The sequence below is a fragment of the Kribbella sp. CWNU-51 genome, assembly GCF_054073265.1.
This window is the reverse complement of the sequence record NZ_JBSXMZ010000007.1, coordinates 62,077-86,276: the sequence shown is the minus strand read 5'-3', so window position 1 is coordinate 86,276 and position 24,200 is coordinate 62,077. Positions and strand designations below refer to the sequence as shown.

28 protein-coding genes and 1 pseudogene are annotated in these 24,200 nt (G+C 68.9%); 15 read left to right on the top strand and 14 right to left on the bottom strand.

Annotation, left to right across the window (positions count from 1 at the left end; genetic code table 11):
- Positions 1 to 37 precede the first annotated feature (37 nt).
- The 4 genes from ACXC9Q_RS08770 to ACXC9Q_RS08755 all read right to left on the bottom strand — a co-directional run bounded on the left by ACXC9Q_RS08770 (position 38) and on the right by ACXC9Q_RS08755 (position 3,933).
- The gene (locus ACXC9Q_RS08770) at positions 38 to 196 is read right to left on the bottom strand and encodes a hypothetical protein (RefSeq protein WP_457055984.1); all 159 of its coding nucleotides are present in this window, start codon (positions 194 to 196) and stop codon (positions 38 to 40) included.
- A 1,057-nt stretch (positions 197 to 1,253) separates the two neighbouring features.
- Positions 1,254 to 1,964, bottom strand: coding sequence for a GntR family transcriptional regulator (locus ACXC9Q_RS08765; RefSeq protein WP_457055983.1), 711 nt, complete (start codon positions 1,962 to 1,964; stop codon positions 1,254 to 1,256).
- Entirely contained in the window at positions 1,961 to 2,476 is a 516-nt protein-coding gene (locus ACXC9Q_RS08760) for a cysteine hydrolase family protein (protein WP_457055982.1), read from the bottom strand. Before ACXC9Q_RS08760 ends, ACXC9Q_RS08765 begins: the two co-directional genes overlap by 4 nt.
- Entirely contained in the window at positions 2,476 to 3,933 is a 1,458-nt protein-coding gene (locus tag ACXC9Q_RS08755; protein ID WP_457055981.1) for a purine-cytosine permease family protein, read from the bottom strand. Before ACXC9Q_RS08755 ends, ACXC9Q_RS08760 begins: the two co-directional genes overlap by 1 nt.
- Before the next feature lie 82 nt (positions 3,934 to 4,015).
- On the opposite strand from ACXC9Q_RS08755, the gene ACXC9Q_RS08750 reads away from it, so the two are divergent.
- Genes ACXC9Q_RS08750 through ACXC9Q_RS08740 form a run of 3 tightly spaced genes read left to right on the top strand, consistent with a single transcriptional unit; the run spans position 4,016 to position 6,112 of the window.
- Complete coding sequence (locus tag ACXC9Q_RS08750) at positions 4,016 to 4,861, top strand: alpha/beta fold hydrolase (protein ID WP_457055980.1); 846 nt, start codon at positions 4,016 to 4,018, stop codon at positions 4,859 to 4,861.
- 4 nt (positions 4,862 to 4,865) lie between these two features.
- The gene (locus tag ACXC9Q_RS08745) at positions 4,866 to 5,423 is read left to right on the top strand and encodes an NADH-quinone oxidoreductase subunit B (protein ID WP_328525995.1); all 558 of its coding nucleotides are present in this window, start codon (positions 4,866 to 4,868) and stop codon (positions 5,421 to 5,423) included.
- On the top strand, positions 5,420 to 6,112 hold the full coding sequence (locus ACXC9Q_RS08740; protein ID WP_457055979.1) for an NADH-quinone oxidoreductase subunit C: 693 nt from the start codon (positions 5,420 to 5,422) through the stop codon (positions 6,110 to 6,112). Before ACXC9Q_RS08745 ends, ACXC9Q_RS08740 begins: the two co-directional genes overlap by 4 nt.
- Before the next feature lie 2 nt (positions 6,113 to 6,114).
- Here ACXC9Q_RS08740 and ACXC9Q_RS08735 read toward each other — a convergent pair whose 3' ends face one another.
- The 3 genes from ACXC9Q_RS08735 to ACXC9Q_RS08725 are packed head-to-tail and all read right to left on the bottom strand — an operon-like array spanning position 6,115 to position 7,981.
- Positions 6,115 to 6,540, bottom strand: a complete 426-nt coding sequence (locus ACXC9Q_RS08735; RefSeq protein ID WP_457055978.1) for a PIN domain-containing protein — start codon at positions 6,538 to 6,540, stop codon at positions 6,115 to 6,117.
- On the bottom strand, positions 6,537 to 6,758 hold the full coding sequence (gene vapB / locus ACXC9Q_RS08730; RefSeq protein ID WP_457055977.1) for a type II toxin-antitoxin system VapB family antitoxin: 222 nt from the start codon (positions 6,756 to 6,758) through the stop codon (positions 6,537 to 6,539). Before vapB ends, ACXC9Q_RS08735 begins: the two co-directional genes overlap by 4 nt.
- A 32-nt stretch (positions 6,759 to 6,790) precedes the next feature.
- Positions 6,791 to 7,981, bottom strand: coding sequence for an NmrA family NAD(P)-binding protein (locus ACXC9Q_RS08725; RefSeq protein WP_457055976.1), 1,191 nt, complete (start codon positions 7,979 to 7,981; stop codon positions 6,791 to 6,793).
- 165 nt (positions 7,982 to 8,146) lie between these two features.
- On the opposite strand from ACXC9Q_RS08725, the gene ACXC9Q_RS08720 reads away from it, so the two are divergent.
- Positions 8,147 to 9,094, top strand: a complete 948-nt coding sequence (locus ACXC9Q_RS08720; RefSeq protein ID WP_457055975.1) for a complex I subunit 1/NuoH family protein — start codon at positions 8,147 to 8,149, stop codon at positions 9,092 to 9,094.
- A 45-nt stretch (positions 9,095 to 9,139) separates the two neighbouring features.
- On the opposite strand, the gene ACXC9Q_RS08715 is transcribed toward ACXC9Q_RS08720, so the two are convergent.
- The 3 genes from ACXC9Q_RS08715 to ACXC9Q_RS08705 all read right to left on the bottom strand — a co-directional run bounded on the left by ACXC9Q_RS08715 (position 9,140) and on the right by ACXC9Q_RS08705 (position 11,153).
- On the bottom strand, positions 9,140 to 9,586 hold the full coding sequence (locus ACXC9Q_RS08715; RefSeq protein ID WP_457055974.1) for a DUF6069 family protein: 447 nt from the start codon (positions 9,584 to 9,586) through the stop codon (positions 9,140 to 9,142).
- 45 nt (positions 9,587 to 9,631) lie between these two features.
- On the bottom strand, positions 9,632 to 10,660 hold the full coding sequence (locus ACXC9Q_RS08710) for an RNA polymerase subunit sigma-70 (protein ID WP_457055973.1): 1,029 nt from the start codon (positions 10,658 to 10,660) through the stop codon (positions 9,632 to 9,634).
- A gap of 64 nt (positions 10,661 to 10,724) precedes the next feature.
- Positions 10,725 to 11,153, bottom strand: coding sequence for a phosphotransferase (locus ACXC9Q_RS08705; RefSeq protein WP_457055972.1), 429 nt, complete (start codon positions 11,151 to 11,153; stop codon positions 10,725 to 10,727).
- Positions 11,154 to 11,570: 417 nt separating this feature from the next.
- Between ACXC9Q_RS08705 and ACXC9Q_RS08700 the strand changes: the two genes are divergently transcribed.
- A complete protein-coding gene (locus ACXC9Q_RS08700; protein WP_457055971.1) occupies positions 11,571 to 11,915 on the top strand; it encodes a YciI family protein in 345 nt (114 codons plus the stop codon).
- A complete protein-coding gene (locus ACXC9Q_RS08695) occupies positions 11,912 to 13,120 on the top strand; it encodes an RNA polymerase sigma factor (protein WP_457055970.1) in 1,209 nt (402 codons plus the stop codon). The genes ACXC9Q_RS08700 and ACXC9Q_RS08695 overlap by 4 nt, the downstream gene beginning before the upstream one ends.
- A 144-nt stretch (positions 13,121 to 13,264) precedes the next feature.
- Here ACXC9Q_RS08695 and ACXC9Q_RS08690 read toward each other — a convergent pair whose 3' ends face one another.
- The gene (locus tag ACXC9Q_RS08690; protein ID WP_405069407.1) at positions 13,265 to 13,525 is read right to left on the bottom strand and encodes a hypothetical protein; all 261 of its coding nucleotides are present in this window, start codon (positions 13,523 to 13,525) and stop codon (positions 13,265 to 13,267) included.
- 75 nt (positions 13,526 to 13,600) lie between these two features.
- Between ACXC9Q_RS08690 and ACXC9Q_RS08685 the strand changes: the two genes are divergently transcribed.
- The 7 genes and pseudogenes from ACXC9Q_RS08685 (at position 13,601) to ACXC9Q_RS08655 (ending at position 20,498) form a co-directional block, all read left to right on the top strand.
- Complete coding sequence (locus tag ACXC9Q_RS08685) at positions 13,601 to 14,359, top strand: methylenetetrahydrofolate reductase (protein WP_457055969.1); 759 nt, start codon at positions 13,601 to 13,603, stop codon at positions 14,357 to 14,359.
- A 196-nt stretch (positions 14,360 to 14,555) separates the two neighbouring features.
- A pseudogene (locus ACXC9Q_RS08680) lies at positions 14,556 to 14,783 on the top strand (4Fe-4S binding protein); the annotation flags it as partial.
- Positions 14,784 to 14,923: 140 nt separating this feature from the next.
- The gene (locus ACXC9Q_RS08675) at positions 14,924 to 15,418 is read left to right on the top strand and encodes an NADH-quinone oxidoreductase subunit J family protein (RefSeq protein ID WP_457055968.1); all 495 of its coding nucleotides are present in this window, start codon (positions 14,924 to 14,926) and stop codon (positions 15,416 to 15,418) included.
- Position 15,419: 1 nt separating this feature from the next.
- Positions 15,420 to 15,776, top strand: a complete 357-nt coding sequence (gene nuoK, locus ACXC9Q_RS08670; protein ID WP_457055967.1) for an NADH-quinone oxidoreductase subunit NuoK — start codon at positions 15,420 to 15,422, stop codon at positions 15,774 to 15,776.
- Positions 15,773 to 17,536 (top strand): NADH-quinone oxidoreductase subunit 5 family protein, encoded by a 1,764-nt coding sequence (locus tag ACXC9Q_RS08665; RefSeq protein ID WP_457055966.1) that lies wholly within the window; start codon positions 15,773 to 15,775, stop codon positions 17,534 to 17,536. Before nuoK ends, ACXC9Q_RS08665 begins: the two co-directional genes overlap by 4 nt.
- Positions 17,533 to 19,050: a complex I subunit 4 family protein gene (locus tag ACXC9Q_RS08660; protein WP_457055965.1), complete on the top strand. Its 1,518-nt coding sequence runs from the start codon at positions 17,533 to 17,535 to the stop codon at positions 19,048 to 19,050. Before ACXC9Q_RS08665 ends, ACXC9Q_RS08660 begins: the two co-directional genes overlap by 4 nt.
- Positions 19,047 to 20,498, top strand: a complete 1,452-nt coding sequence (locus ACXC9Q_RS08655) for an NADH-quinone oxidoreductase subunit N (protein ID WP_457055964.1) — start codon at positions 19,047 to 19,049, stop codon at positions 20,496 to 20,498. The genes ACXC9Q_RS08660 and ACXC9Q_RS08655 overlap by 4 nt, the downstream gene beginning before the upstream one ends.
- On the opposite strand, the gene ACXC9Q_RS08650 is transcribed toward ACXC9Q_RS08655, so the two are convergent.
- On the bottom strand, positions 20,495 to 21,343 hold the full coding sequence (locus ACXC9Q_RS08650) for an arylamine N-acetyltransferase family protein (RefSeq protein ID WP_457055963.1): 849 nt from the start codon (positions 21,341 to 21,343) through the stop codon (positions 20,495 to 20,497). The genes ACXC9Q_RS08655 and ACXC9Q_RS08650 overlap by 4 nt on opposite strands.
- A gap of 19 nt (positions 21,344 to 21,362) precedes the next feature.
- On the opposite strand from ACXC9Q_RS08650, the gene ACXC9Q_RS08645 reads away from it, so the two are divergent.
- Both ACXC9Q_RS08645 and ACXC9Q_RS08640 read left to right on the top strand, forming a co-directional pair.
- Positions 21,363 to 21,899, top strand: coding sequence for an N-acetyltransferase family protein (locus tag ACXC9Q_RS08645; protein ID WP_457055962.1), 537 nt, complete (start codon positions 21,363 to 21,365; stop codon positions 21,897 to 21,899).
- Between the two features lie 18 nt (positions 21,900 to 21,917).
- Positions 21,918 to 22,931, top strand: a complete 1,014-nt coding sequence (locus ACXC9Q_RS08640) for a lactonase family protein (protein WP_457055961.1) — start codon at positions 21,918 to 21,920, stop codon at positions 22,929 to 22,931.
- A 40-nt stretch (positions 22,932 to 22,971) separates the two neighbouring features.
- Here the strand turns inward: ACXC9Q_RS08640 and ACXC9Q_RS08635 are convergent, their stop codons facing one another.
- Both ACXC9Q_RS08635 and ACXC9Q_RS08630 read right to left on the bottom strand, forming a co-directional pair.
- Positions 22,972 to 23,271 carry a hypothetical protein gene (locus ACXC9Q_RS08635; RefSeq protein WP_457055960.1) on the bottom strand — a complete coding sequence of 100 codons (300 nt, stop codon included), beginning with the start codon at positions 23,269 to 23,271 and terminating at the stop codon, positions 22,972 to 22,974.
- Complete coding sequence (locus tag ACXC9Q_RS08630; RefSeq protein ID WP_457055959.1) at positions 23,268 to 24,131, bottom strand: phytanoyl-CoA dioxygenase family protein; 864 nt, start codon at positions 24,129 to 24,131, stop codon at positions 23,268 to 23,270. The genes ACXC9Q_RS08635 and ACXC9Q_RS08630 overlap by 4 nt, the downstream gene beginning before the upstream one ends.
- Positions 24,132 to 24,200 lie beyond the last annotated feature (69 nt).

Here is a 24,200-nt window from a genome sequence, read left to right as displayed (position 1 = left end):
CCCCCGGGGTGGGGGGACTGCGGGGGCGCTCGCGCGGTCACATCGCGGGACGGGCACGGAGTTCGGGCGCGCAGGGCTCGGGAATCTGCGGCTTGGGCTGGCGCTGGAACCAGGCCGGGCGCTGGAAATCGCGCCGGATACGGTCCTGCCGGTAGCGGATCTCTGCCTGGAGTGAGTCGGTCGAGTGGAAGAACATGCTGATCTCCTCCGAGAGCTTGTCGATGAGAAGACAGTGCGCGCCTGAGGAGGACCCCCACATCGGCACATATCCCTATGCCCGCAGCAACAACCGCCTTAGACGGCCCGTGAACCACCCACGCCCCACTCCACGCGGCTCCCACCCCACCCGACGGCCCTTCCGCGCTACCGCCTCAACACCTGCGAGCTGCCACCCCACGACGACCGCCTCGTGGTGAGGTGTGCCGTGCATGTGTGACCACGCTCACCTCACTCACAAACGGCTTTCCTGTCGTTTCCGTGGGTGCCCCGGGGACCAGCCCCAACCCAGCGGGCACCACTACGCCGGTCGCCGGTCGCCGGTCGCCGGTCGCCGCCACCCGGCCGCCCGACAGCCCGCCCGGCTGCCCCGCCTGGCTGCCTGGCTACCCCGCCTGGCCGGCTCGGTCGGTCACTTGGTGCACCAGATCCGTACGGCGCCGGCCCTCCGCGTACGGATCTGGTGCACAAAGTCGATCTCTGCTGTGGCCGATACCGACCGGTGGTCAGCGCGCTCGGGATCGGGGTGGTTCGGCCAGGGTTCGGGCTCGAGTTCGCGGTGCTGGCACACTCACCAAGCAGACGCGGTCCTGCCCCGGTCACGCTCCGATCCGGGGCGGCGGTGAGCTGACGGTGGGGTTGGTGAGTGTCTCAGGTCCGCCCCCGCACCGATCCCCGCAGCAGTGGCGTCGACACCGCCACGATCGGGCAGCCACCGAGACGACACACAACAGCCCGGACAACGCCTCGGCTCGGGGGGTTCTCTCCTCGGACACCAGCAGACAACCCGGCACGCATTCGGATATCGGCTCCACTGTCCGGGGGTGCCGTTTGGCGGGCGGGGGCGCGGACATCAGGTCGGGGCTTGGGACACCTCAGGACCTGTCCCAGGTCCCGACATCTTGTCCCAGCTCCCTACTCCTGCCCGAATCGCCGCCCGCCGCCCGCCAATTACCTCAGCGCGTTACGACAGGACCGGCCCGCCAACGGCAACAGGAACTGCCACCGCCCCCAGGGCGGTGTCAGATTGGCACGAGCTAGGTGCCGTAGGAGAGGCTTAGTTCGTAGTGGTCGGGGTCCAGGAGTTCGTCGGCGTATTCGGCGAAGCGGTCGTCGGCGGTCCAGCTGGTGCGGGTGGTGTGCAGGAACCAGGCTCCCGCCGGACGGCGGAGGAGCTCGGCTTCACCGGGGCTTAGTGGGCGACCCCGGAGTCGTTGCTCACAGTGGTCGAGGTAGAGGCCGGCGCGGTTCAGGGTGGTGCTGATCGAGCCGTTGTCCAGGCCGCGTCCGGGCAGGTCGCGCAGCGCGTCCAGCGCCGGGATCCGGCTGCGTTCGAGCGAGATCGCCGTACCGTCGGTGAGTTGCCGGACCCGCTCGATCACGATCACGTCGGGGGACCCGAGGCCGACCCGGTCGGCCAGGTCGGGATCCTGCGCGAGCGCGATCCGCACGGTCCGCATCCGGGTCTCCACACCTTGCTCGGACAGCGCATGGGTCCAGCCGAGCCGCCCGTCCAGCGGCCGCCCGTCGAACAGTACGAACGACCCCTTGCCGGTGCGCGTGGTGATCAGGTCGTCCTCGGCCAGTACGGCGAGCGCGGCCCGGACCGTGTTCCGGCTGACCGAGAACCGCCGCGCCAGCTCGACCTCCCCGGGCAGTTGCGCACCACGCCGTACGACGCCCGACCGGATCTCCCGGGCCAGCACCGCCGCCACCCGCTCGTGCTTCAACGTGATCCGGCGCATCATCGCAACTGGTCGACGCTGACGATCTCCAGCATCGGTGCGTACAGCCGCATGATGTCGATCGCCTTGTGATGGTTGTCGTCGGTGGATCCGGCACACGCCTCTTCGACTACTTGCACGTGGACGCCGGCGTCGACCGCGGCCAAAGCCGTGCTGATCACGCAGCAGTCCGTGGCCACGCCACCCAGGACCAGCCGCCCGTCCGACCGGGCCGCCAGCTCGGGACCCCAGGCGCTGAACGTGGTCTTGTCCAGCGTTGGAGCGCCCTTGAACTCGTCGACGAGCTGGTAGTCGTCCGCGTCCGGCGGCTGCAGGGCGAACGGGAACGCTTCGTAGTACGGCACCCAGGCACCGTCCGGTTTCTCCGGGGCCACGAAGCGGGTGAAGACGACGTTCGGTCCGAAGAGCTCGATCAGCGCCTTGGTCGGCTCGATCACCCGGTCGAAGTCCGGCGTGGCCCAGCCGGAGTCCGGGTCGGCGAAGATCCGCTGCAGGTCGATGAGCGCGAGCACCATCAGGCGATCGTCTCCTGCTGACGTACGGCGGACGCCCCGGCGAACCGCTGGACGACGAAGCCGGCCACCAGCGCGACCAGGACACCGAGGTTGGCGAAGGCCCAGTCGCCGGTCTTGCCGCCGAGACCGAACGGGCCGAGCAGGTAGCCTTGCCAGGTCAGCCAGGACGCGAACGTGTTCGTGACCAGACCCCAACCGATGCCGGTGGCAACGATCATGGTGAGCACCGGCAGCCACCGGATGTCGCCGTACCGGCCGATGGGGGTGTAGAGGTCGTCGTCGGTGTAGTCGCGGTGGCGGGTCGCGATGTCGGCGAGCATGATGCCGCACCAGGCCGCGATCGGGACGCCGAGCGTGATCAGGAAGCCCTGGAACTGGGCGAGGAACTCACCGCCGTAGAACACCACGTAGATGGTCCCGGCGATCATCACCAGGCCGTCGATGAAGGCCGCGACGTACCGCGGCACCGGCAGGCCGAGCGACAGCAGAGCCAGGCCGGACGAGTAGATGTCCAGCACCGCGCCGCCGACGAGACCGAGCACCGCGACGATCACGAACGGCACCAGGAACCAGGTCGGCAAGGCCTCCGCCAGCGCGCCGATCGGGTCCTCCGAGATCGCCTTGCTCAGGTCCGCCGACGAGCCCGCCAGCAGCAGACCGAAGACCAGCAGTACGACGGGGGCCACCGCGCCACCGAACGTCGTCCAGCCGACCACGCCGGCGCTCGACGACCGGCGCGGAAGATACCGGGAGTAGTCCGCGGCCGCGTTCACCCAGCCGAGCCCGAAGCCCGTCATCAGGAACACCAGCGCCCCGATCACCTGCTGGCTCGAACCGCTCGGCAGCGCGGACACCGTGCTCCAGTGGATCTGGTCGGCGACCAGAATGATGTAGACGACCGTGAGTACGCCGGTGACCACGGTGATCACGGTCTGCGCCCGCATGATCAGGTCGAACCCGAGCACGCCACAGGCCACGATCAGTACGCCGACCACGATCAGCGCGACCAGCTTCGTCAGGTCGCCGCCGCCCCAGCCGAGACGCTCGAAGACGGTCGCGGTCGCCAGTGTCGCGAGGATCGTCAGCACGGTCTCCCAGCCGACGGTCAGCAACCAGGAAACCAGCGAAGGGAGTTTGTTGCCGCGGACACCGAACGCCGCCCGGCTGAGCACCATCGTCGGCGCCGAGCCGCGCTTGCCGGCCAGCGCGATCAGCCCGCAGAGCAGGAACGAGAAGACGATCCCGATCAGCCCGGCGATCACCGCCTGCCAGAACGAGATCCCGAATGCGAGTGTGAACGCGCCGTAGCTGATGCCGAGCACGGAGACATTCGCCGCGAACCACGGCCAGAACAGCTGCGCCGGCCGGCCCTTCCGTTCGGCCTCCGCGATCACGTTGAGCCCGTTGCTCTCCACCGAGAGCGCGCGGGTCTCCTGCACCTCGAGCCGGTCAGCCATGGTGTCTCCCCACCGGAATGGACCTGTTCAGTCCTGTTCAATCACGGTAAGCCCGGTCCGTCGGGTGGTCAAGAATGAAGACATGCTGAGCAACGTGGTGGACGGATTCCGGCTGGCGTACGACCGGACCGGCGACGGTCCTGCGGTGGTCCTGCTGCATGGCTGGCCGGGTGACCGCACCGACTATCGGGTGCTGGCGCCGATCCTGGCCGAGCGCGGCTTCGAGGTGGTGGTCCCGGATCTGCGCGGATTCGGCGCGTCGAACAGTCAGTCGCTGGATCCTGCGCAGTACGGCGTGGCCGCGCAGGGTCGGAGCGTGGTCGGGCTGATCGAGGAGCTCGGCCTGGACCGTCCGGTGCTCGCCGGGTACGACGTCGGCAGCCGGATCGCGCAGGGGATCGCCCGGAGCCGGCCCGACCTGATCGAGGGTCTGGTGGTCGCGCCGCCGTTGCCGGGGATCGGGAAGCGGGTGTTCTCCGAGCAGGCCCAGGCGGAGTTCTGGTACCAGGCCTTTCACCGGCTGCCGGTGATCGAGGAACTGATCGACGGCAACCCGGATGCGGTCCGGTCCTATCTGCGGCACTTCTGGACCCACTGGTCCGGGCCGGGGTTCGAGCCGGAGCTGGATCACCTGGTCGAGGTCTACTCGGCGCCGGGCGCGTTCACGGCGTCGATCCAGTGGTACCGGGCGGGTGCGGGGTCGGTCGCGACGTCGGCGGCCGAGACGGCGCCGGCGTCGTACGACCGGATCGCCGTACCGACGGTGGTGCTGTGGCCGGAGTTCGACCCGCTGTTCCCGCGGGCGTGGTCGGACCAGCTGGACGACTTCTTCAGCGATGTCCGGCTGCGGTTCGTCGACAGGGCCGGACACTACGCGCCGCTGGAGTACCCGGAGATCCTCGCGGAGGAGATTGTCGGACTAGGCTGACCATATGTCCGAGACCGAGCTGGGGATGCCGACGGTGCGGCCGGCTGTCGGTGCGCTGGCGAAGCTCGCGCCCGAGCCGGTTCGGTACCTGCTGAACTGGGGCCGCAAGTACTCGCTCTGGGTGTTCAACTTCGGCCTGGCCTGCTGCGCGATCGAGTTCATCGCGGCGTCGATGGGCCGGCACGACTTCATCCGGCTGGGCGTGATCCCGTTCGCGCCCGGGCCGCGGCAGGCCGATCTGATGGTGGTGTCGGGCACCGTGACGGACAAGATGGCGCCCGCGATCAAGCGGCTCTACGACCAGATGCCGGAGCCGAAGTACGTGATCTCGTTCGGCTCCTGCTCGAACTCGGGCGGCCCGTACTGGGACTCGTACTGCGTGACCAAGGGCGTCGACCAGATCATCCCGGTCGACGTGTACGTGCCCGGCTGCCCGCCGCGGCCGGAGGCGTTGCTGCAGGGGATCCTCAAGCTGCAGGAGAAGATCGCCGGCGAGAACATGCCGAGCCGGTACGACGAACCGTCCGCCGCGGCGCTGACCCGCGGCCTGGTGACGCCTTGAGCCACGACGCTCTGGATGCGCTGACCAGCGCCGGGATCGCCGCGACTGTTGCGGACAGCTTCGGGCCGGTGACGATCGACGTACCCGCGGAGTCATGGGTGGCTGCGCACGAGGTGTTGCGGGACGCGGTCGGGTTCACGTTCTTCGACTTCCTGAGTGCTGCGGACGAGCTGACCGACGGGTTCCGGGTGGTGTCGCATCTCGCGGACTTCTGGGGCGGCTCGCATGTCGAGCACGTGCTGGTCCGCACGCTGATCCCGCGCGACAAGCCGGTGCTGGCGACGCTCTCCGAGGTGTACGCCGGTGCGAACTGGCACGAGCGCGAGACGTTCGAGATGTTCGGCATCACCTTCGAAGACCACCCCAACCTGATCCCGCTGCTGCTCCCCGACGGCTTCGAGGGCAACCCGCTCCGCAAGGAGTTCATCCTCGCCTCTCGCGTCGCCAAGCCCTGGCCCGGCGCCAAAGAACCCGGCGAATCCGACCACGCCCCCGCCGGCGCCCCCAGCCGCCGCCGCACCCTCCCACCCGGCGTCCCCGACCCCGAAACCTGGGGCCCCCGACCACCCGGCTCCCCCGACCCGGACCCCTTGGCACCGGCCCAGGCAGCCGCCACCCCGGCCCGACCACGCCGAGCCGGAGCAGAACGCCGTACCCGCCAACAGACGGACCCACCACCTCAGGATTGAGGTCAGGTCTGGTCGAGGCGCTCCAGCGGCTGGCCGGTCAGGTCGGCGATCAGCTCGAAGTCTTTGTCCAGGTGCAAGATGATCAAGTCGGCCTCCTCTGCGATGGCGGCGATCAGCAGGTCCGCCACCGAAGGCGCTCGGTGTTGCCCGACAGCAGCAAGGAGTCCTTGGACAGCGAGAGCCCGACGCTCGATGGCGGGGGTGATGCTCTCCACCGGCATTGCCGAGACCAAGGGGTGCTGCAGGCCCCGCCGGTGTTCCTCCGCAGACCGCGCGGAGAAGCCGACCTCCAGCAATGTGACGGTGGTGATGTGTACCAATCCGCGGTTGATCCGGTTGGCCCATTCGTCGGCGCTCGGCGCGGTGCTCAGCCGCACCAAGGCGGACTTGTCGACCAGCCAGCGCCGGCTTTCACCGGTAGGAGTCACGACCAGGCCTGGTCCATGACGTCTGGGTCACCCAGATCGCGGAACATGTCAGAGAAGCTGCGCATGTCGGCAGTGGTTACCGGAACGTCCGAACGCCCGGCATCCTGGCTGAGTTGCCGTCGCAAGTATTCATTCCGTGACAAGCCCAGATGGCTGGCCCGATGGTCGATCACGGCGATAACGTCCTCCGGAACGTCGCGGATCAGTATGTCGCTCATGGCGTCACCTCCTCGGTCGATATCAAATGATATCAGGAGTGAGGTGGGGTGAAGTAGAAGACTTCCTCGCGGGTGATTCGGCCGGAGTCGACGGTGCAGAGGGACAGTTTGGTGGTGCGGCTGCGGGTGCCGGTGCGGACGTTGAGTTGGTCGAAGGTGAAGCGGATGGCGAAGCGGTCGTCGAGGATGAGAGGGCCGAGGAGCTGGACGCCCAGGTACTCGATGTCGGCGTTGAGGCGGCGGGTGTTCTCGAGGATGGCTTCCGCGCCTTTGCGCTCGATCTCTTCGCCGCCGGTCTCGAGGGGAGCTACGCGGACGACCTCGGGAGCCGACAGGGCCAGGGCCGCGTCGACCCGGCCGGTGGAGAGGGCGTTGACGTAGCGGTCGGCGACCTCGGTGGTGGAGAGGATGCGGAACTCGTCGGCGTGTTCGTCGGCCCAGGTGGCGAAGGTCAGCGCGGGGCGGCCCGTGAGTTGGGTGACCGTGGTGGTGACGGGCTCGGGGTTGTCGACGAGGGTGGACCAGTAGGTGACGGCGCTGTTGGCGATGGCGGCGGGGGTGCCTTGGTCGAGCATGGCCTGGCGGGCCTCGTCGCCGGTGAGACCTTCGATGCGCATCGTCTTGCCGACCGCGCGTGCGATGGTCTCGACCTGTTCGGCTTGGGTCAGGACCTCTGGCCCGGTGAGCTCGTAGGTCTTGCCGATGTGGTGGTCGTCCAGCAGCGCGAGTACGGCGACCGCCGCGATGTCTCGCTCGTGGATCAACGACCGACCGGCCTCCGGGTAGGGCAGCCGAATGACGTCGCTGGTGCGGAACTCCGGCGCCCAAGCCTGCGCGTTCACGGCGAAACCGCCGGGTCGCACGAACGTCCAGTCCTTGCCCGCGTCCCGTAGCAACTGCTCGACCTCGCCCCACACGCCGCCCTCCGAGGCGTTGAGCGAGGACAGGTACACCACTCGCCGCGGCAACTGGCCGACCACGCCCTTCGCGCCGGACGCGTCGAACGACGGCCACAGCAGGAACGCCGCATCCACGTCGGCCGCAGCCCGTCGTACGGCGTCCTCGTCGTAGAGATCACCGCGGACGAGTTCGACGTCCGGCGGCAGCCCGGCGAGGTCCGGCGTACGCACGAGGGCCCGCACGGTCACGCCCGCCGCGCGCAGGCCCGCGACCACATGGCGGCCGACGCGCCCGGTAGCTCCGGTGACAAGAACGGTACTCATCCACGTCCTCGCTTCGCTCCGGGCGCGGATGAGACACGAGATGGGCTGTGCTGGATGATGAACTCGCTTCGCTCGTTCATTTGAGTCTCCTTCAACTGGTTGACGCGACCCACCCTTGGACCTCAACGCTGGTTGAGGTCAAGTCGGAGTCGATAGGGTGCGGTCATGCTGGAGTTCGTGGTGCGGGTGGTGGGCGTCCTGGTCGCCTTCCTGGTGGCGCCCTTGCTGGTCGGTCAGGCCGAGCACAAGGTGATGGCGCACATGCAGTCACGGCTCGGCCCGATGTACGCCGGCGGGTTCCACGGCTGGGCGCAGTTGGTCGCGGACGGCGTGAAGTTCGTCCAGAAGGAGAGCGTGGTCCCGACCGCCGCGGATCGCCGGGTCTTCGAGTTGGCGCCGATCGTCGCCCTGCTGCCGTACCTGGCCGCGCTCGCCGCCATCCCGCTCGCGCCCGGCATCGTCGGCGCGGACCTCGACTCGGGCCTGTTCTTCGTGCTCGCGGTGATGAGCATCGGCGTACTCGGCTCGCTGATGGCGGGCTGGGGGAGCGGCAACAAGTACAGCCTGCTCGGCGGGCTCCGGGTCGCGGCGCAGCTGATGAGCTACGAGTTGCCGTTCGTACTCTCCGCGGCGAGCGTCGCGGTCGCGGCCGGATCGCTCAGCCTGACCGGCATCGCTCACGCGTGGAACCCGTGGTGGTTGCTCTGGCAGCTGCCAGGCATGGTCGTGTTCTTCATCGCGGGGCTCGCGGAGTTGCAGCGGCCGCCGTTCGACATGCCGGTCGCGGACTCCGAGGTGATCTTCGGTCCGTACACGGAGTACACCGGGCTGCGGTTCGCGATGTTCCTGCTCGCCGAGTACGCCGGGATCGTCGTACTCGCGGGTCTGACCACGGTGCTGTTCCTCGGCGGATGGAGTGGTCCGGGACCGGAGTCGATCGGCTGGATCTGGACGATCGTCAAGGTGGCGTTCGTGTCCGTCGTGGTGATCTGGGTGCGGGTCTCGTTCCCGCGGATGCGCGCCGACCAGCTACAGAAGCTCGCCTGGCAGGTCCTGGTGCCGGTGGCACTACTCCAACTCGCCCTCACCGGCATCGGCGTCACCATCTTCTAAGGAAAGCCCCGCGGGCAACTGGCAAAGGACACCGTTGCGGGATCGTCAATCGGTCCGGGTGCGGAGGCTCCGTGCCAGGGTGGGGATCATCACCGTCGCAGCGACGAGGTGTAGCCCGACGAGGGCGGTGGTGGTGGCGGTGTTTGCCCCGGAGAGGACGGGTGGGACGAACGAGATCGCGGTCAGCGACACTGCCGTCCACACGAATCGCTGGGCGGGACGAGCGCTCCAACGAAGCAGAGCGACGGCGATGACGACGCCCACGACCGAGAAGAAGCCGGTCACCACGGCGATCCCGGACAACGGGATCGTCTCGCCACCATCGGAGACCTCGAAGTCGACGCCAACAGCCTGGGCAAGCGCAGCGGCGAGGGTGGTGGCCGCCATCGCTGCGAGCGTGGCAAGCAAGCCGGTACCGGCGAGCCCGCGCAGTCGGTGGGTGTGGCTGGTCTGGCCCGATGCCGGGCCGGCGACAGCCCCGGTGTCATTCATGCTGTTCCTCCATCATTCGGTGACTGGCGAGCGTCCACATCGGGACTACTCCGTGCTGTTCGCCGGCAGGCGCTCCGGCAGCCCGAGTCGCGGGAACTGGTCGGCGTGGAACGTGACGATCTCGGTGATCGCCCCGCCGGTGACACGCAGGACGTCGATCGTCAGCGGCAGGTACGCGCCGTCGGGCTCCTGCCAGAGGTAGAAGGCGACGGCGGGCTGCCGGTTCACGGAGGTGAGGACGGCGCGCAGGTGCTTCATACCCTCGAAGCCGCTCTCGACCCAGTCGTTCACGACCGCGTCGCGGCCGACGTACAGGCCAGGCGTGGGCGGCATCGAGCAGCGGACGTCGTCCCGCAGCAGTACGGCGATCCTGTCGATGTCCGTGGCCACGCTGGCGTCGGTATAGCGGCGTACCAGCTCGCGTGTCCCGGCGTCCTCCTCGCCGCCGGTCCAGTCCTGCCGCTCGGCGGGCAGGTGCTCCCGCAGACCGGCGCGGGCCCGCTGCAGCGCGCTGTTCACGGAGTTGACGGAGTCCCCGAGGAGTTCCGCGACGTCCTTGGCCGGCCAGCCGAGCACGTCCCGCAGGATCAGCACGGCCCGCGGGCGCGGCGCGAGGTGCTGGACTGCGGCCAGGTAGGCCAGCTCGATCGTCTCCCGCGCGACGGCGAGGGTCTCCGGCTCGTCCGCGTCGCCCGCGGGAAGTTCGTCGAGCAGCCGGTCCGGGTAGGGCTGCAGCCACAGCACCTCGCCGCCGGTCGCGGGCTCCGGGCGGCACTTGGCGAGCAGGTCGAGGCAGGCGTTGGTGGCGATCCGGTACAGCCAGGCCCGGAACGTCGACCGCCCCTGGAAGGTCCCCCGCCGCCGCCAGGCACGGAGGAACGTCTCCTGCACGGTGTCCTCGGCGTCCTCGAACGACCCGAGCATCCGGTAGCAGTGCACGTGCAGCTCCCGCCGGTGCCGCTCCACCAGCCCCGAGAACGCCGGCTCGTCGACCTCGCCCAGACCACTCCCGCCCAGACCAGTCCCGCCCAGACCGCTCACGCCCAGCTCCTCCAGCCATGTGTCTGCACTCATCAAGTCATCCTTCCCGCTCGTCGTGTCCCGTCGTAGGTATGACGGGTGCGGGCGCGACAACTCATCACTCGGGTCGGTCGGCGGTCTCGAAATCGACGACCACGCGGAGGTGGTCGGGGGCGAGCTGCCGACCCACCTGGTCGCGATCGAGCGCGTCCACGACGTCGAACAGCGCCTCACCCGGGACCAGCCTGGTCACCAGCAGCAGTGGATCGGTGCTGCTCGCAACCACCTCCGGCAGGAACGGAACCGCCGGCTCGCGCGCCAATGCGTCCAAGAGGGCGATCTCATGCGCCAGCCGGAGCGCGGCGGGACGTGACCACGCGAACTTCGCAACGAACCGCTCGCCGACGGCCGCGGTCGCCAACCACCACAACGGGTCATCCTCGCCCGCCGATTCGCGAACCGCGATCGGGTAATCGCCGAGCGAGGGCGCGACCTGCCTCAGCGCCTCGGCGATCGCCGCGGGCGAGCCGTCGTCCAACCACCTCACAGCCGAGACCTTCGGTCGCATCCCGCGGAGGCTACTCGCTTCCTCGAAACCGCGGTGCACCTTTCTCCTACCCCGCGCCGTCCCCGCAGCGTCCTGCATCATGGTCATCAGCAGGCGTCGGGAGGTCTCCTGGTGGCCGAACGATCCTTGACGGTGCGGAGGAAGAGATGAGTACGGACGCCAAGCTGGGGATCGACGAGGCTCAACTCGAGCGAGTGCGCGAGGACAAGGCCGGCGAGCGGGGCGGATTCGCCGACCGGATCGTGTGGACGGGTCTCCGCTGACGGTGACTGGACTCCCACCACTGGCTGGCGCCGGTACTTGCCATTTCAGTTCTTTGTGGAGTGTGTTGGGCGGGTGTCGATCTGGGCCGAGGGCGTTCGTGTAGGTGGTGACAGCACACACCAGGAGGTTGGGATGAATCAGTACCTGCTCAGCATTTACCAGCCGGATGGGCCGCCGCCTGGGCCTGAGGTGCTGGGGCCGATCCTGCGGGAGCTGCAGGCTCTGAACGAGGAGATGCAGGCGGCGGGGGTCTGGGTGTTCGCGGCCGGGTTGCATCCGCCGGAGACGGCGACGGTGTTGAAGGCGTCGCAGGGGGAGGTGCTGGTGACTGATGGGCCGTTCACCGAGGGAAAGGAACACCTCGGCGGGTTCACGGTCATCAACGTCGACGACCTTGATGCGGCGCTGGGCTGGGCTCGGCGGCTGGCCGAGGTGCTGAGTCCGCTGTCGGTCGAGGTGAGGCCGTTTCAGTCGTGACTCCTGACATCGCCGGGGTGTTTCGGGCTGAGCACGGGCGGGCGGTGGCTGTGCTTGCCCGGGTGTTCGGGGACCTCGAGATCGCCGAGGACGCGGTGCAGGAAGCGTTCGCGGCGGCGGTGGAGAAGTGGCCGGAGAGCGGCGTACCGCCCAGCCCGGCGGGGTGGATCATCACGACCGCGCGGAACCGGGCGATCGACCGGCTGCGGCGGGAGTCGGCGCGCGCAGACAAGCAGGCCGAGGCGGCGCTGTTGCATGCCCAGGACGAACCAGTGGAGGAGGGCGCCGTGCACGACGACCGCCTCCGGCTGATCTTCACGTGCTGCCACCCGGCGCTGGCCCTGAACGTCCGCGTCGCGCTCACCCTGCGGATGCTCGGTGGGCTGACGACCGCCGAGATCGCCCACGCGTTCCTGGTCCCGGAGCCGACCATGGCGCAGCGCCTGGTCCGCGCCAAGGCGAAGATCCGCGCGGCCGGCATCCCGTACCGCGTCCCGTACGAAGCCGATCTGCCCGAGCGCGTCCGCGGCGTACTCGCCGTCGTCTACCTGATCTTCAACGAGGGGTACGCCGCTTCGTCCGGCGACAGCCTCGTCCGCGACGAACTGAGCACCGAGGCGCTGCGTCTCGGTCGCCTCCTGGTCGAGCTGATGCCCGACGAGCCCGAGGCCGTCGGTCTGCTCGCCCTCATGCTCCTGCAGCAATCCCGCCGCCCGGCCCGGGTCGCCCCCGACGGTTCGCTGATCCGCCTCTCCGACCAGGACCGCGACCTCTGGGACCGCGCGCTGATCGACGAAGGCCAAGACCTGGTACGCCGCTGCCTCCGCCGAAACCACCCTGGTCCGTACCAACTCCAGGCCGCCATCAACGCCGTCCACTCCGACGCAGCCACGGCCGCCGACACCGACTGGCGTCAGATCCTCCAGCTCTACGACCACCTGCTCACCCTCGAGCCCACGCCGGTCGTAGCCCTCAACCGAGCCGTCGCGGTAGCCGAGGTGCACGGCCCCGCCGCGGCCCTTTCCGCTGTCGACGACCTGGACCTGGGCTCGTACTACCTCTTCCACGCCATCCGCGCGGACCTGCTGGCGTCACTCGGCTGCCCCGACGAGTCCCGCGCCGCCTACGCGTCCGCCCTGGCCCTGACCTCCAACGAGGCCGAACAGAACTTCCTCCAATCCCGCCTCGACACCCTCGGGCCCTGACACAGGAACTCGCTGGCTGCCACCGTCCGGACCGGGGACACCATCTGGGGACCTCGGACAGGCTGTGCCGTGGCCGAGATCCCCACTGCCTGTCCGAGGTCGCGGCAATCCCACCGATCAACACCGCGCCTCTTGGGCTTTGCTCTAGCGGTGCTTGCGCTTCTCGCGGTCGCGGCGGGTGGTGTACGGCGAGCGCCGCGCCGGTGGGCGGGTCACGCGGAGCAACAACCCACCGACGGCGCCGGCCGCGGCGCCGAAGAGGGCTGCGAAGGGGGCCAGGGCGATGGCGGAGTGGCTCCAGTCCTGGTGGTCGGGGCCGCTGGTGAACCAGGCGAAGGCGATGCTGACGACAACCATCGCGAACGCGCCGAACACCGCGCCCGACACCGCTTCACGGCTGCCCATGTCACCAAGGTAAGGGCGCCGCCGCGATGTGGAATCCCGACTGGGCGCGCCGCCGGATTCAGTAGGGTCTCGGATGTGCCGGGATTCGAGCTGGTGTGTGAGGTGGAGCCGCCGACGCGGCCGGATCTGAAGAAGGTGCGGCATCAGATCGGGGTGATGAGCCCGATCGCGGATGCCTTTCTGATCCCGGACAACCACATCGGCCGGGCGACCGAGTCGAGTGTCGCAGTGGCGAACGAGGTCCAGGCGATGGGGTCGCGCGGCATCGCCTGCCTGAACTCCCGGGATCGCAACCTCCTGGGCTTCCGACGAGATCTCCTGACGGCGGCGGCGTACGGCGTGGAGCAGTTCCTGTTCGTGCACGGCGATGACCCGGCCGAGGGTGCGCGGACCAGCCAGCTGACGGTCCGGACGATGATCGAGCAGGCGCGTGCGACGTCGTACCCGGGCTGCAGTCCGTTCCAGGTCGGCGCGGCAACGCGGCTGCGGTCGGTGCCGGGGTGGAAGGCGGAGGCGGACTTCCTGTACGTGCAGGTCAGCTACGACCTGGACGAACTGCTGCGCTGGCGGGACAGCGTCGTACTCGACATCCCCGTGTACGCCGGGGTGATGGTGCTCGCGAGCGCGAAGATGGCCCACAACCTGGCGGCCCTGCCCCAGCTCTCGATCCCGGAGGCTCTGATCGACGCCGTCGAGCGGGATCGCGACGCCGGCGTCGACCATGCCTGTGAGCAGATTCTGAAGATCCGTGACTCCGGGGCGTTCGACGGCGTTCATCTGATACCGGTCAGCCGCTACCGCCAGGTTGCTGCCCGGCTCGAGCGGGAACTCTGAGGTGGGTGGCACCGGAACGGGCCGGAACGGACTAGTGTCCTGCTAGCAGCGGGTTACCGACGGGAGGTGGAAGGTGGGTGTCCCTGGCAAGGGGTTGATCGAGGGGCTGAAGGTCACCGCGAAGACGCTGGCTCGCCGGTCCGTCACCGAGCAGTACCCCGACGTCCAGCCGGAGCTGCCGCCGCGCAGCCGGGGCGTGATCGCGCTGCTCGAGGAGAACTGCACGTCCTGCATGCTCTGCGCCCGGGAGTGCCCGAGCTGGTGCATCTACATCGACTCGCACACCGAGACCGCGCCGTCGGTTGGTGAGCAGGCCCGCGAGCGCAGCCGGAACGTGCTGGACCGGTTCGCGATCGACTTCAGCCTCTGCATGTACTGCGGGATCTGCATCGAGGCCTGCCCGTTCGACGCGCTGTTCTGGTCGCCGGAGTTCGAGTACGCCGAGACCGACATCCGCAACCTCACACACGAGAAGGACCGCCTCCGCGACTGGATGTGGACCGTCCCCGCACCGCAGCCGATCGACCCCGGCCCCACTGTCACTCCGGCGCCGGAGGACGAGGCGTGACGACTGCCCTCTTCAGCGTCGCCGGAGCAGTCGCACTCGTCGCTTCCGTCTTCGTCGTCACCTCGCGCCGGATCGTGCACGCCGCGCTCTGGCTGGTCGTTGCCCTCGGCGCCGTCGCCGGCTGCTTCGGCGCGTTGCACGCCGAGTTCGTCGCGCTGGTCCAGATCCTCGTGTACGTCGGCGCGATCGTCGTACTCGTGCTCTTCGCGCTGATGCTGACCAAGGCGCCGACGAACCCGCTGCCCGGCCTGACCACCGGCCGCAGCCCGTTCGCGGCGGTGGTCGCGGGGGTGCTGGCGATCCTGCTGGGCACCGGCGTGGTGCTTGCCTTCGGCAACGAGAAGGTCAGGGCCGTGCCGGACGGATCGCCGACCGCGGTCGGGACCTCGATCTTCAAGACCTGGGTGCTGCCGTTCGAGGTGCTCTCGGTGCTCCTGCTCGCTGCGTTGGTCGGTGCGATCGCCCTGTCCCAGCGGAAGAAGGAGGACTGACGTGCCGTTGATCCTCCCGCTGCTGCTGGCGGTCGCGTTGTTCTGCATCGGGGTGTACGGCGTTCTCGCCCGCCGCAATGCGATCACACTGCTGATCTCGTTCGAGCTGATGCTCAACGCGGTCAACCTCAACCTGGTCGCGTTCGACGCCTGGCGGCTCGACGCCCTGGCGACCGGTCAGACACTGGCGATCTTCGTGATCACGCTGGCCGCGGCCGAGATCGGGCTCGGGCTGGCGATCGTGCTGCTGCTGTTCCGCGGTCACGGCAGCGTCGACGCCGACGCGGCGCGTGACCTGGCCGAACAGGACCTCTCGGTCGAGCTGGACGTCGCGGTCGAGCCGGAGAAGGCCTCGTGATCGCGACCGTCTGGCGGGTCGTCGGGGTCGGCTTCTCGCTGCTCGTCATCCTGGCCGCCGCCCTGCTGTCCGGCGCCAGTCCGGATCAGGCCGCGTTCCTCAACTCGTCCGTCGGCGACCTCACCATCGGCTTCGCGGTCCGCACCGACGACCTGACGGTCGTGATGCTCGCGGTGGTCGGCGTGATCGCGACCTGTGTCCAGGTCTACTCGCTCGGCTACCTGCAGCAGCGCCCGGCGTCGTACCACGCGCTCGTCACGCTGTTCACCGCCGCGATGGTGACCGTGGTGATCTCAGATAGCCTGTTCCTCCTGCTGATCGGCTGGGAGATGATGGGCGCCTGCTCGTACCTGCTGATCGGTCACTACTGGGAGCGTCGCGACGCCCGCTCCGGCGCGATGAAGGCGTTCCTGATGACCCGGCTCGGCGACGTCGGGTTCCTGTTCGGCATCTTCGTGCTCGGCGTCGGCGCGGGGACGTTCCGGATCTCCGAGCTCGACCCGGCTGAGATCTCGCCCGGCGTCCTCACCACCGGGACCCTGCTGCTCCTGGTCGGCGTGGTCGGCAAGTCGGCCCAGGTGCCCTTGCAGACCTGGCTTCCGGACGCGATGCCGGGCCCGAGCCCGGTCAGCGCGCTGATCCACGCGGCGACGATGGTTGCCGCCGGCGTCTTCCTGATCGCGCGGCTCTACGACATGTTCTCCGCCTCCGAGACCACGCTGACCGTGCTGGCCGTGGTGGCCTGCGTGACCATGCTGTTCGCCGCGCTGTGTGCGATGGCCGCGGTCGAGGTGAAGCGTGTGCTCGCGTGGTCCACCGTGAGCCAGTTGGCGATCATGTTCGCCGCGCTCTCCCTGGGTACGGCGGACGGCCGGCACGCAGCGCTCTTCCAACTCGTCACGCATGCGGCGTTCAAGGGATTGCTGTTCCTCTGCGCCGGTGTGCTGCTGCATCAGGTCGGCAGCGCGGCCTTCGTCGTACTGCGCCGCTACACCCGCCGCGGGCGGTTGCGGAAGGCGTTGCGGGTCACGTTCGTGACGATGACGATCGGGCTTGCGGCGCTGGCCGGCGTACCCGGGTTCGCCGGGTTCTTCTCCAAGGACGCGATCATCGAGGCGGCCTGGGAGCACGCGCGGGACGGTTCGGTCGTCGGGTGGATCGTGCTCGTGTCGGTGTGCCTGACGGTGGCGTTGACTGCCTTCTACAGCGTGCGGTTGTGGTTGTGGGTGTTCTTCCGGACGCCGGCGCTCGCCGGTGCGCACGGCGCCTTCGAGGACGACGACGCGATGGCCGACCTCGACGAGCCGGACACCTCGAAGCTGCGCGACGCGCCGTGGGTGATGCTCGCGCCAATGGTGCTGCTGGCGATCGCCTCGATCGTCCTCGGGTACGTCGACGGCCTGCAGCTGAACTGGGTGATCGGGTTGGTGTCGACCGCACTCGTGGTGCTAGGCGCGATCCCGGCGTACTCGTTGTGGTCGCGGGGTGCGGATCCGCGGCCGGTGGTGCTGGAACGTGAGTTCGGCGTGGACACGGCGTACCACGGTCTGTTCGTCGTCCCCGTGCAGTGGTTGGCGAAGCTGACGGTGGCGGGGGACCGGGACGTGATCGGGGGCTATGTGCGGGCGGCTGGGCGGACCGGGACGCTGTTGTCGCAGGGGCTCCGGCGGTTGCAGACCGGGAACGTGCAGACCTATCTGACCGCGGCCGTGGTCGGCGTCGTCGCGCTCGCGGTGCTCGCGGGGGTGATCGGCTTGTGAACGCGATCCTGCTGGCGATTCTGCTCCTGCCGATCCTGGCCGCGCTCGCGTTGTGGGCGATCCCAGCCGGCATCGGTGATCGGCTCGCGGCGGCGTACGGGTCAGTGATCTCAGGGCTGGTGCTGGTCGGGTCGGTGGTGCTCTGGCCAGGGACCGGGGGGTGGTTCGCGTACACCCCGTTGCAGAATGCGGACGTCCGGCCACTCCGAGCCGTGACCGACGTGCCGTGGATTCCCGCGCTCGGGGTGCGGTTCCACGTCGGGGTGGACTCGATCTCGATGCCGCTGATCGTGCTGACCGCGCTGCTGACCTTTCTCTGCTGCCTGTACTCGCTGAAGATCACGCCGCGGATCGGCCGGACCCGGTCGCTGATCGCATTGCTGCTGGTGATCGAGGCCGGCGTGATCGGCACGTTCTCCGCGATGGACCTGATCCTGTTCTTCGTCTGTTTCGAGATCGTGCTGATCCCGATGTGGCTGGTGATCGACATCTGGGGTGATGACCACGATCCGGTCGGCCGGAGGCGGGCGGCGTTGACGTTCGTGCTGATGACCGTGCTCGGGTCGGCGCTGATGCTGCTGGGATTCCTGCTGGTCTTCCGGCGGGCCGGGACGTTCGACATCGTCCAGTTGAGCAACCAGCCGGTGCTCGGCGGTCACGGCGTACCCCTGGCCGCGGCGCTGCTGATCGCGGTCGGCCTGGCGGTGAAGGTGCCGCTCTGGCCGTTGCACATCTGGCTCCCCGACGCGCACGCGAAGGCGCCGACGGTCGGGTCGGTCATTCTTGCGGGCGTACTGCTGAAGATGGGGACGTACGGCCTGATCCGGATCCTGGTCCCGGTGCTGCCGGATGCCACCGTGACGATCGCGCCGTACCTGGCCGGATTCGCCGTCGTGGCGATCATCGCCGGGTCGCTGGCGTGCCTGGCGCAGACCGACGTGAAGCGGCTGATCGCGTACTCGAGCGTCGGGCACATGGGGTTCATCGTGCTCGGGATCGCGACGCTGTCGCCGGCCGGGCTGCGCGGCGCGCTGTTCGCAAACATCGCGCACGGCATCATCACCGGTCTGCTGTTCTTCCTGGCGGGTGCGATCAAGGATCGGCACGACACCAGTGATCTGCGGGCGATCGGCCGGGCGCTGTACGCGCGGCTGCCACGGATCGGCGCGCTGCTCACGTTCGCCTGTCTGGCGTCGCTCGGGCTGCCGGGGCTGGCCGGGTTCTGGGGCGAGATGCTGGTCCTGCTCGGTGCTTACAACCCGGCCGCGGTGTTGCCTCGGACAACTTATTTGGTGTTCATGGTGATCGCGGGACTCGGCACGGTCCTGACCGCGGCGTACTTCCTCCGGCTGATTCGCAACCTCTGCCAGGGTGACCCGGCCGAGAACCCACCGGCCGCGTTCGCCGTCGATCTCAGTCGCATCGAGCTGATCACCTGGGCGCCACTGATCACGCTGACCGTCCTCCTCGGCGTATGGCCAGGACTACTTCTGCACCAGTGGGTGACCCTGTGACCCTGACCTGGACCGATTGGCAGGCGATCGCCGTACCGCTGGTGCTGGCGATCGGGGCGGTCGCCGTACTGCTGGTCGACAGCTTCTGGCGCAGCGCCCCGCAGCAGCTCCGGCACACAGTGGTCACGTTGCTCACGGCAGCGGTGATTCTGTTCGGGGTGGTGTTCGCCTGGGCACAGCGGGACGACTTCAAGCCGGCGTTCTGCCATCCGGCGGTCGAGGGACCGGCCGAGTGCAGCTTCGTGTTCGAGCCGTTGACCGCTGGGCTATGGGCGGTGCTTTTGGTCGGCGGACTCGGAGTCGTCGGGTTGTCGGCGTACCGGCTGCTGGCTTCGGACATCCCGATCGGGGAGTACCACTTCCTGCTGCTGACCGTGCTGGTCGGCGCGACCGTGCTGGCCGGGTCGCGCGATCTCGCCACGATGGTGATCGCGCTCGAGGTGGTGTCGCTGCCGAGCTTCGCGATGGTCGCGCTGCGCCGGGATCGCCGCGGATCCGAGGGCGCGCTGAAGGCGTTCCTGGTCTCGGTGCTGTCGACCGCGGTGATGCTGTTCGGGGTCTCCTATCTGTACGGCGTGACCGGGTCGCTGTACCTGACCACGATCGCGAACCGGCTGAGCGGGCTCGATCCGGACCTGAGCCGGGTCGCCTTCGCGGCCGGGCTGTTCGTGATCGTCGGGTTCGCCTTCAAGATCGCGGCGGTGCCGTTCCACGCCTGGCTGCCGGACACGTACGTCGGTGCGCCGGTCGAGGTCACGGCGTTCCTCGCGGTGGTGTCGAAGTCGGCCGGCGTCGGTGGTCTGCTGGTGCTCGTGACGGCCGGGATCGCGCCGGACGGGTCGAACCTGCGGACTGTGATCGCCATCCTGGCCGCGGTGACGATGACGGTCGGGAACCTGGCCGCCCTGCGTCAGGTCGAGGCGGTCCGGCTGCTCGCGTGGTCGTCGATCGGTCAGGTCGGGTTCCTGCTGGCGCCACTCGCGGTCGGCGATGCCCAGGCCGTCGTCGGGTATCTGGCGGCGTACGTCGTCGTCACGCTCGGCGCGTTCGGATCGGTCGCGGTGGTCCAGCGGCATCGGCCGGGTGGATTGCTGACGGACTACCGCGGGATGGTGCGCTCCGAGCCCGGGCTGGCCGCCGCGCTGATCTTCTTCCTCGTGGTGCTCGCCGGTCTGCCGCCGGGTCTGGCCGGCCTGTTCACGAAGTTCGCCGCCTTCCAGGCCGTCATCGACGCCCACCTCGGCTGGCTCGCGATCGTGATGGCCGTCAACGTGATGATCGGCCTGGCCGTCTACCTCCGCTGGGTCGCCGAACTCTTCCGCCTCCCCGCCGACGACCCCTTCTCCGTCGACATCGAGACGCCCGCCGTCACCATGATCTCCATCTGCGCCGCCATCGCCGCCGTCCTCTCCGTCCTCCCCAGCACCCTCTTCGCCCTAGCTACCTAACTGGTCTGCTTGGCGAGGAAGTCCTCGTACTGGGACCACACTCGGCGCCAGAGCTCGTTGCGTTGGCTGGTGTCCAGGTGAGGGAGGGGGAGGTGAAAGACGTCGGCGAGTGCGGTGAAGTAGTCCGTCGGGTTCTCGATGAGGGAGGTGTCGATGCGGTCGGCGTACGTCTCCATCAGGCCGACGGAGCGTAGGACCGCCACTGAGGTCGGCTTGCGGCGGAAGGCGGAGGCCAGGCGGCGGAAGGGGGAGTCGGGGTTGGCCGAGAGGTTCGCGTGCTGGGCGGCGAAGGCGTCGAGACCTACTGCGGCGGACTCGAAGTCCATGCCGACCATGTTGGCTCGCGGGTCGTGGTCCAGTCGCCAGCCGTCGGTCTTCTCGGATGGACGCAAGCGCAGGTTGAACGGCTCCTGATAGACGGTGCCCGGCTCCAGCGGCAATGGCTCGCGCAGCGTCTCGCCGAGGCCGGCGTCGACCAGCCAGACGCGGTCCGGATCCTCGACCAATCCGCTGACGGTGAGCACCATGTGGCTGGCGTCGACGTCGCCGGCGCGGGTCGGGGTCTCCGCCCCGCCGCGGTGCATCTTCACGCGGTAGCCGAGCTCGGTGAGCAGCAGGGCGAAGGTCCCGTTCAGTTGGAAGCAGTACCCGCCGGTCTCCCACGCGATGATCCGCTTCGCCGTTTCCTCAGGGTCGAGCGGTCCGCCCGGCGCCAGCTGATACTGCACCGACTCGTACGGCACCTGATCCACGAAGGCCGCGTGCAGCTGGGACAAACCGTCCAGCCGCGGCGGACCGTCGTACCCGCTCACTCCGATGCGTTTCAGGAATGCCTCAGTGTCCATTCGGCCTAGGCTATGACAGGTGATCGACGTTCTCGCCCCAGCCGAAGCCGTCCACGCCGCCCCCGAGCTGGCCACCGTCTACCTGTCCGCCTTCGGCGCTCCGGGGTACGACGAGGAGCCGGCACGAGCCGAGGAGTTCGCCACCGAACAGATCCCGCTGCACTCCCAACGCGACGACTTCAAACTCGTGGTGGCCCGGGACGCGGGCAAGCTGACCGGGTTCGCGTACGGGTTCACCGGGCATCGCGGACAGTGGTGGTCGGACCGGGTCGCGGCGGCGGTGAGTCCGGAGCTCGCGGACGAGTGGATCGGCGGTCACTTCGAGGTGGTGGAGCTTGCGGTGGTTGTCGAGGCCCAGCACCAGGGGCTCGGCGCCGAGTTGATGTCCGCGCTGATGACCGACCTGCCGAACCGCAAAGCCCTGCTCACCACGTTCGTCGACGACCGTCCGGCGCCGAGGCTCTACCGGCGGATGGGGTGGAAGGTGCTGGTGCCCGACCTGGGTTGGGACTCCGCGCTCTACGGATTGGACCTGGGAGTGCCCGCCGGCCGCTGACCTGGCAGGGTAGGGCCTATGACTTCTGAGCGGATCTATGTCGGGAGCTATACCAGTCAGCCGGGTGCCGGGGACGGGATCGGGTTCGGGCCCCTCGACGGGATCGAGCTGGTGGTGACGACTGCCGATCCGTCGTTCCTGGTCAGGTCCGCGGACGGCCGGTTCCTGTACGCGACCGGCGAGGTGCACGGTGGCCGGGTCAGCGCGTTCGCGATCCAGCCGGACGGCGGGCTGGAGTTCGTCAACGAGCAGCCGAGCGGCGGCGCGGACCCGTGTCACCTGGACATCGACCCGTCCGGGCGGTACCTGCTGTCCGCCAACTACACCTCGGGCGCCGTCGCGATCCACCCGATCCAGGACGACGGCTCGCTCGGCCAGGCGACCCAGTTCCTCCAGCGCTCCGGGAGCGGGCCGAACGCTGAGCGCCAGGAAGGGCCGCACGCCCACCAGATCGCGTTCGACCCGGCCGGTGCGTACGTGTTCGACATCGACCTCGGCTCGGACACCGTCTACACGTCCACGCTGACCGACGACGGGCAGCTGGAGGAAGTCGACCGGCTGCACATCCACCCGGGCGCCGGTCCGCGGCACATGGTGTTCCACCCGCGCGCGGGAGCCGCGTACGTGATCAATGAGCTCGACTCCACGCTGACCGTGTGCGGCTACGCGGACGGGAAGCTGCAGGTCGTGCAGACCGCGTCGACCAGGCCGGCGGACTCGCCCGGTGAGAACTTCCCGGCGGAGCTGCTGATCTCCGCCGACGGCCGGTACCTGTACGGCTCGAACCGCGGCGACAACACGATCGCGGTGTTCGCGACCGCCGCCGACGGCCTGTCGGTCGAACTGGTGCAGACCATCGGCTCCGGCGGCGACTGGCCGCGGCACCTTGCCTTCAGCAACGACGGCACCCGGCTGTACGCCGCCAACGAGCGCTCCGACCAGATCGCCACCTTCACCATCGCCGACGGCCGCCTCACCCAGGAGGGTGACCCCGTCAGCTGGCCGAAGCCGGTCTGCATCCTCCCGGTGTGACGCACCAGGGCCCCGGCGCGATGCCGGGGCCCCGGTCAGCTCAGGCGAGCTTCTCGAAGAAGAACTCGTGCTTGAGGAACGACACGTCGTACTCGTGACCCGGCTGCGGCGGCAGCAGTTGCGCGGCCTGGAACAACCGCCAGCCGTCCTTCAGCGCGTCCAGTCCGGTCGCGTACGGCGGCTCGTCGCTGTCACCCGTCGTCGGATGCGTGTCGCCGGTTCCGTCGTACTCCGACCAACCCACGACGCGGGAGTCGAGCGCGGACGAGGCCAGGTAGAGGACCAGGACCTGCTGACGGAGAGTCGTCTGCGGGGAGGCCTCGGAGGCGGGGGCGGTCATACCATCTCCTTCTTCGCGGCGTGCGGGTTGAGGCTGCGCTGGGTGACCACGCGCTGCGGGCGGTTCGACACCCGGGTGACCCAGTACTCCGGGTCGAAGGTGTCGTCACCGGTGAGCGCCTGCCACAGCTTGATCCGGTTGTACTTCTCCAGCCGGCCGGTGGCGTTCTCGTACCAGGGGAACGACTGGTCGAGCTCGCGCGCGACCTGGTCGTCGTACAGGTCCTCGAGGTTCCACAACCGGACCTGGCGGACGGTCGGGTTGAAGCGGATCTTGAACATGTAGCGGTCGATGGCGCTGTCGTTCTTGCGGCCGCCGTGCCAGATGCCGTGGTGCAGGAACTGCACGGTGCCGGCCGGGCAGACCAGCCGGGTCTGGCCGAGCAGGTTCTGGTACCGGCCGGTGTCGGACTCGTTGGTCCGGCGCAGGTGGCTGCCGGGCACGCTCAGGGTGCCGCCCATCTCGAGCGTCACGTCCTGCGGGTAGTACATGAGCTGGACGTCGAACGCGTCGGGACGGACGTCGATGATCGCGTCACCGTGCAGGTTCTGCGCCTCGCCCTCGTTGGCCTTGCGGATGTGCACGGCGTGGTGGTCGACCGTCGGCTCCGGCCCGACCAGGCTGTGGATCGCGCCGGCCACCTCGGGCAGCTGCACCAGCCGCTGGACGAACTCGCTGTCCACGAACGCCTCCGACAGCGGGGTGCCGTAGGGGACGCCGGGAATGCCGGCCTTGAGGACCTCGATCGCCTGCTGGTTCATCTCCTCCGGTACGACGGCGTCCATCCGGAGCGATCCGGTGGCCACGAAATGCGCCATCTGAACCGAGGTGAGCAGGTTCTTCTGATGCGGATGGGGCATGAGACTCCCTCTCGGGTGGTGGTTACTACTCCACCAGGCTAAGTTCGGACAGCGCTTGCTCGCGTGGGC

Excerpts from the sequence above, each read along its gene's own strand:
- ACXC9Q_RS08770 (WP_457055984.1), bottom strand. The coding sequence starts at position 196 with ATGTTCTTCCACTCGACCGACTCACTCCAGGCAGAGATCCGCTACCGG.
- ACXC9Q_RS08765 (WP_457055983.1), bottom strand. The coding sequence starts at position 1,964 with ATGATGCGCCGGATCACGTTGAAGCACGAGCGGGTGGCGGCGGTGCTG.
- ACXC9Q_RS08760 (WP_457055982.1), bottom strand. The coding sequence starts at position 2,476 with ATGGTGCTCGCGCTCATCGACCTGCAGCGGATCTTCGCCGACCCGGAC.
- ACXC9Q_RS08755 (WP_457055981.1), bottom strand. The coding sequence starts at position 3,933 with ATGGCTGACCGGCTCGAGGTGCAGGAGACCCGCGCGCTCTCGGTGGAG.
- ACXC9Q_RS08750 (WP_457055980.1), top strand. The coding sequence starts at position 4,016 with ATGCTGAGCAACGTGGTGGACGGATTCCGGCTGGCGTACGACCGGACC.
- ACXC9Q_RS08745 (WP_328525995.1), top strand. The coding sequence starts at position 4,866 with ATGTCCGAGACCGAGCTGGGGATGCCGACGGTGCGGCCGGCTGTCGGT.
- vapB (WP_457055977.1), bottom strand. The coding sequence starts at position 6,758 with ATGAGCGACATACTGATCCGCGACGTTCCGGAGGACGTTATCGCCGTG.
- ACXC9Q_RS08725 (WP_457055976.1), bottom strand. The coding sequence starts at position 7,981 with ATGAGTACCGTTCTTGTCACCGGAGCTACCGGGCGCGTCGGCCGCCAT.
- ACXC9Q_RS08720 (WP_457055975.1), top strand. The coding sequence starts at position 8,147 with ATGCTGGAGTTCGTGGTGCGGGTGGTGGGCGTCCTGGTCGCCTTCCTG.
- ACXC9Q_RS08715 (WP_457055974.1), bottom strand. The coding sequence starts at position 9,586 with ATGAATGACACCGGGGCTGTCGCCGGCCCGGCATCGGGCCAGACCAGC.
- ACXC9Q_RS08710 (WP_457055973.1), bottom strand. The coding sequence starts at position 10,660 with ATGAGTGCAGACACATGGCTGGAGGAGCTGGGCGTGAGCGGTCTGGGC.
- ACXC9Q_RS08700 (WP_457055971.1), top strand. The coding sequence starts at position 11,571 with ATGAATCAGTACCTGCTCAGCATTTACCAGCCGGATGGGCCGCCGCCT.
- ACXC9Q_RS08690 (WP_405069407.1), bottom strand. The coding sequence starts at position 13,525 with ATGGGCAGCCGTGAAGCGGTGTCGGGCGCGGTGTTCGGCGCGTTCGCG.
- ACXC9Q_RS08650 (WP_457055963.1), bottom strand. The coding sequence starts at position 21,343 with ATGGACACTGAGGCATTCCTGAAACGCATCGGAGTGAGCGGGTACGAC.
- ACXC9Q_RS08640 (WP_457055961.1), top strand. The coding sequence starts at position 21,918 with ATGACTTCTGAGCGGATCTATGTCGGGAGCTATACCAGTCAGCCGGGT.
- ACXC9Q_RS08635 (WP_457055960.1), bottom strand. The coding sequence starts at position 23,271 with ATGACCGCCCCCGCCTCCGAGGCCTCCCCGCAGACGACTCTCCGTCAG.
- ACXC9Q_RS08630 (WP_457055959.1), bottom strand. The coding sequence starts at position 24,131 with ATGCCCCATCCGCATCAGAAGAACCTGCTCACCTCGGTTCAGATGGCG.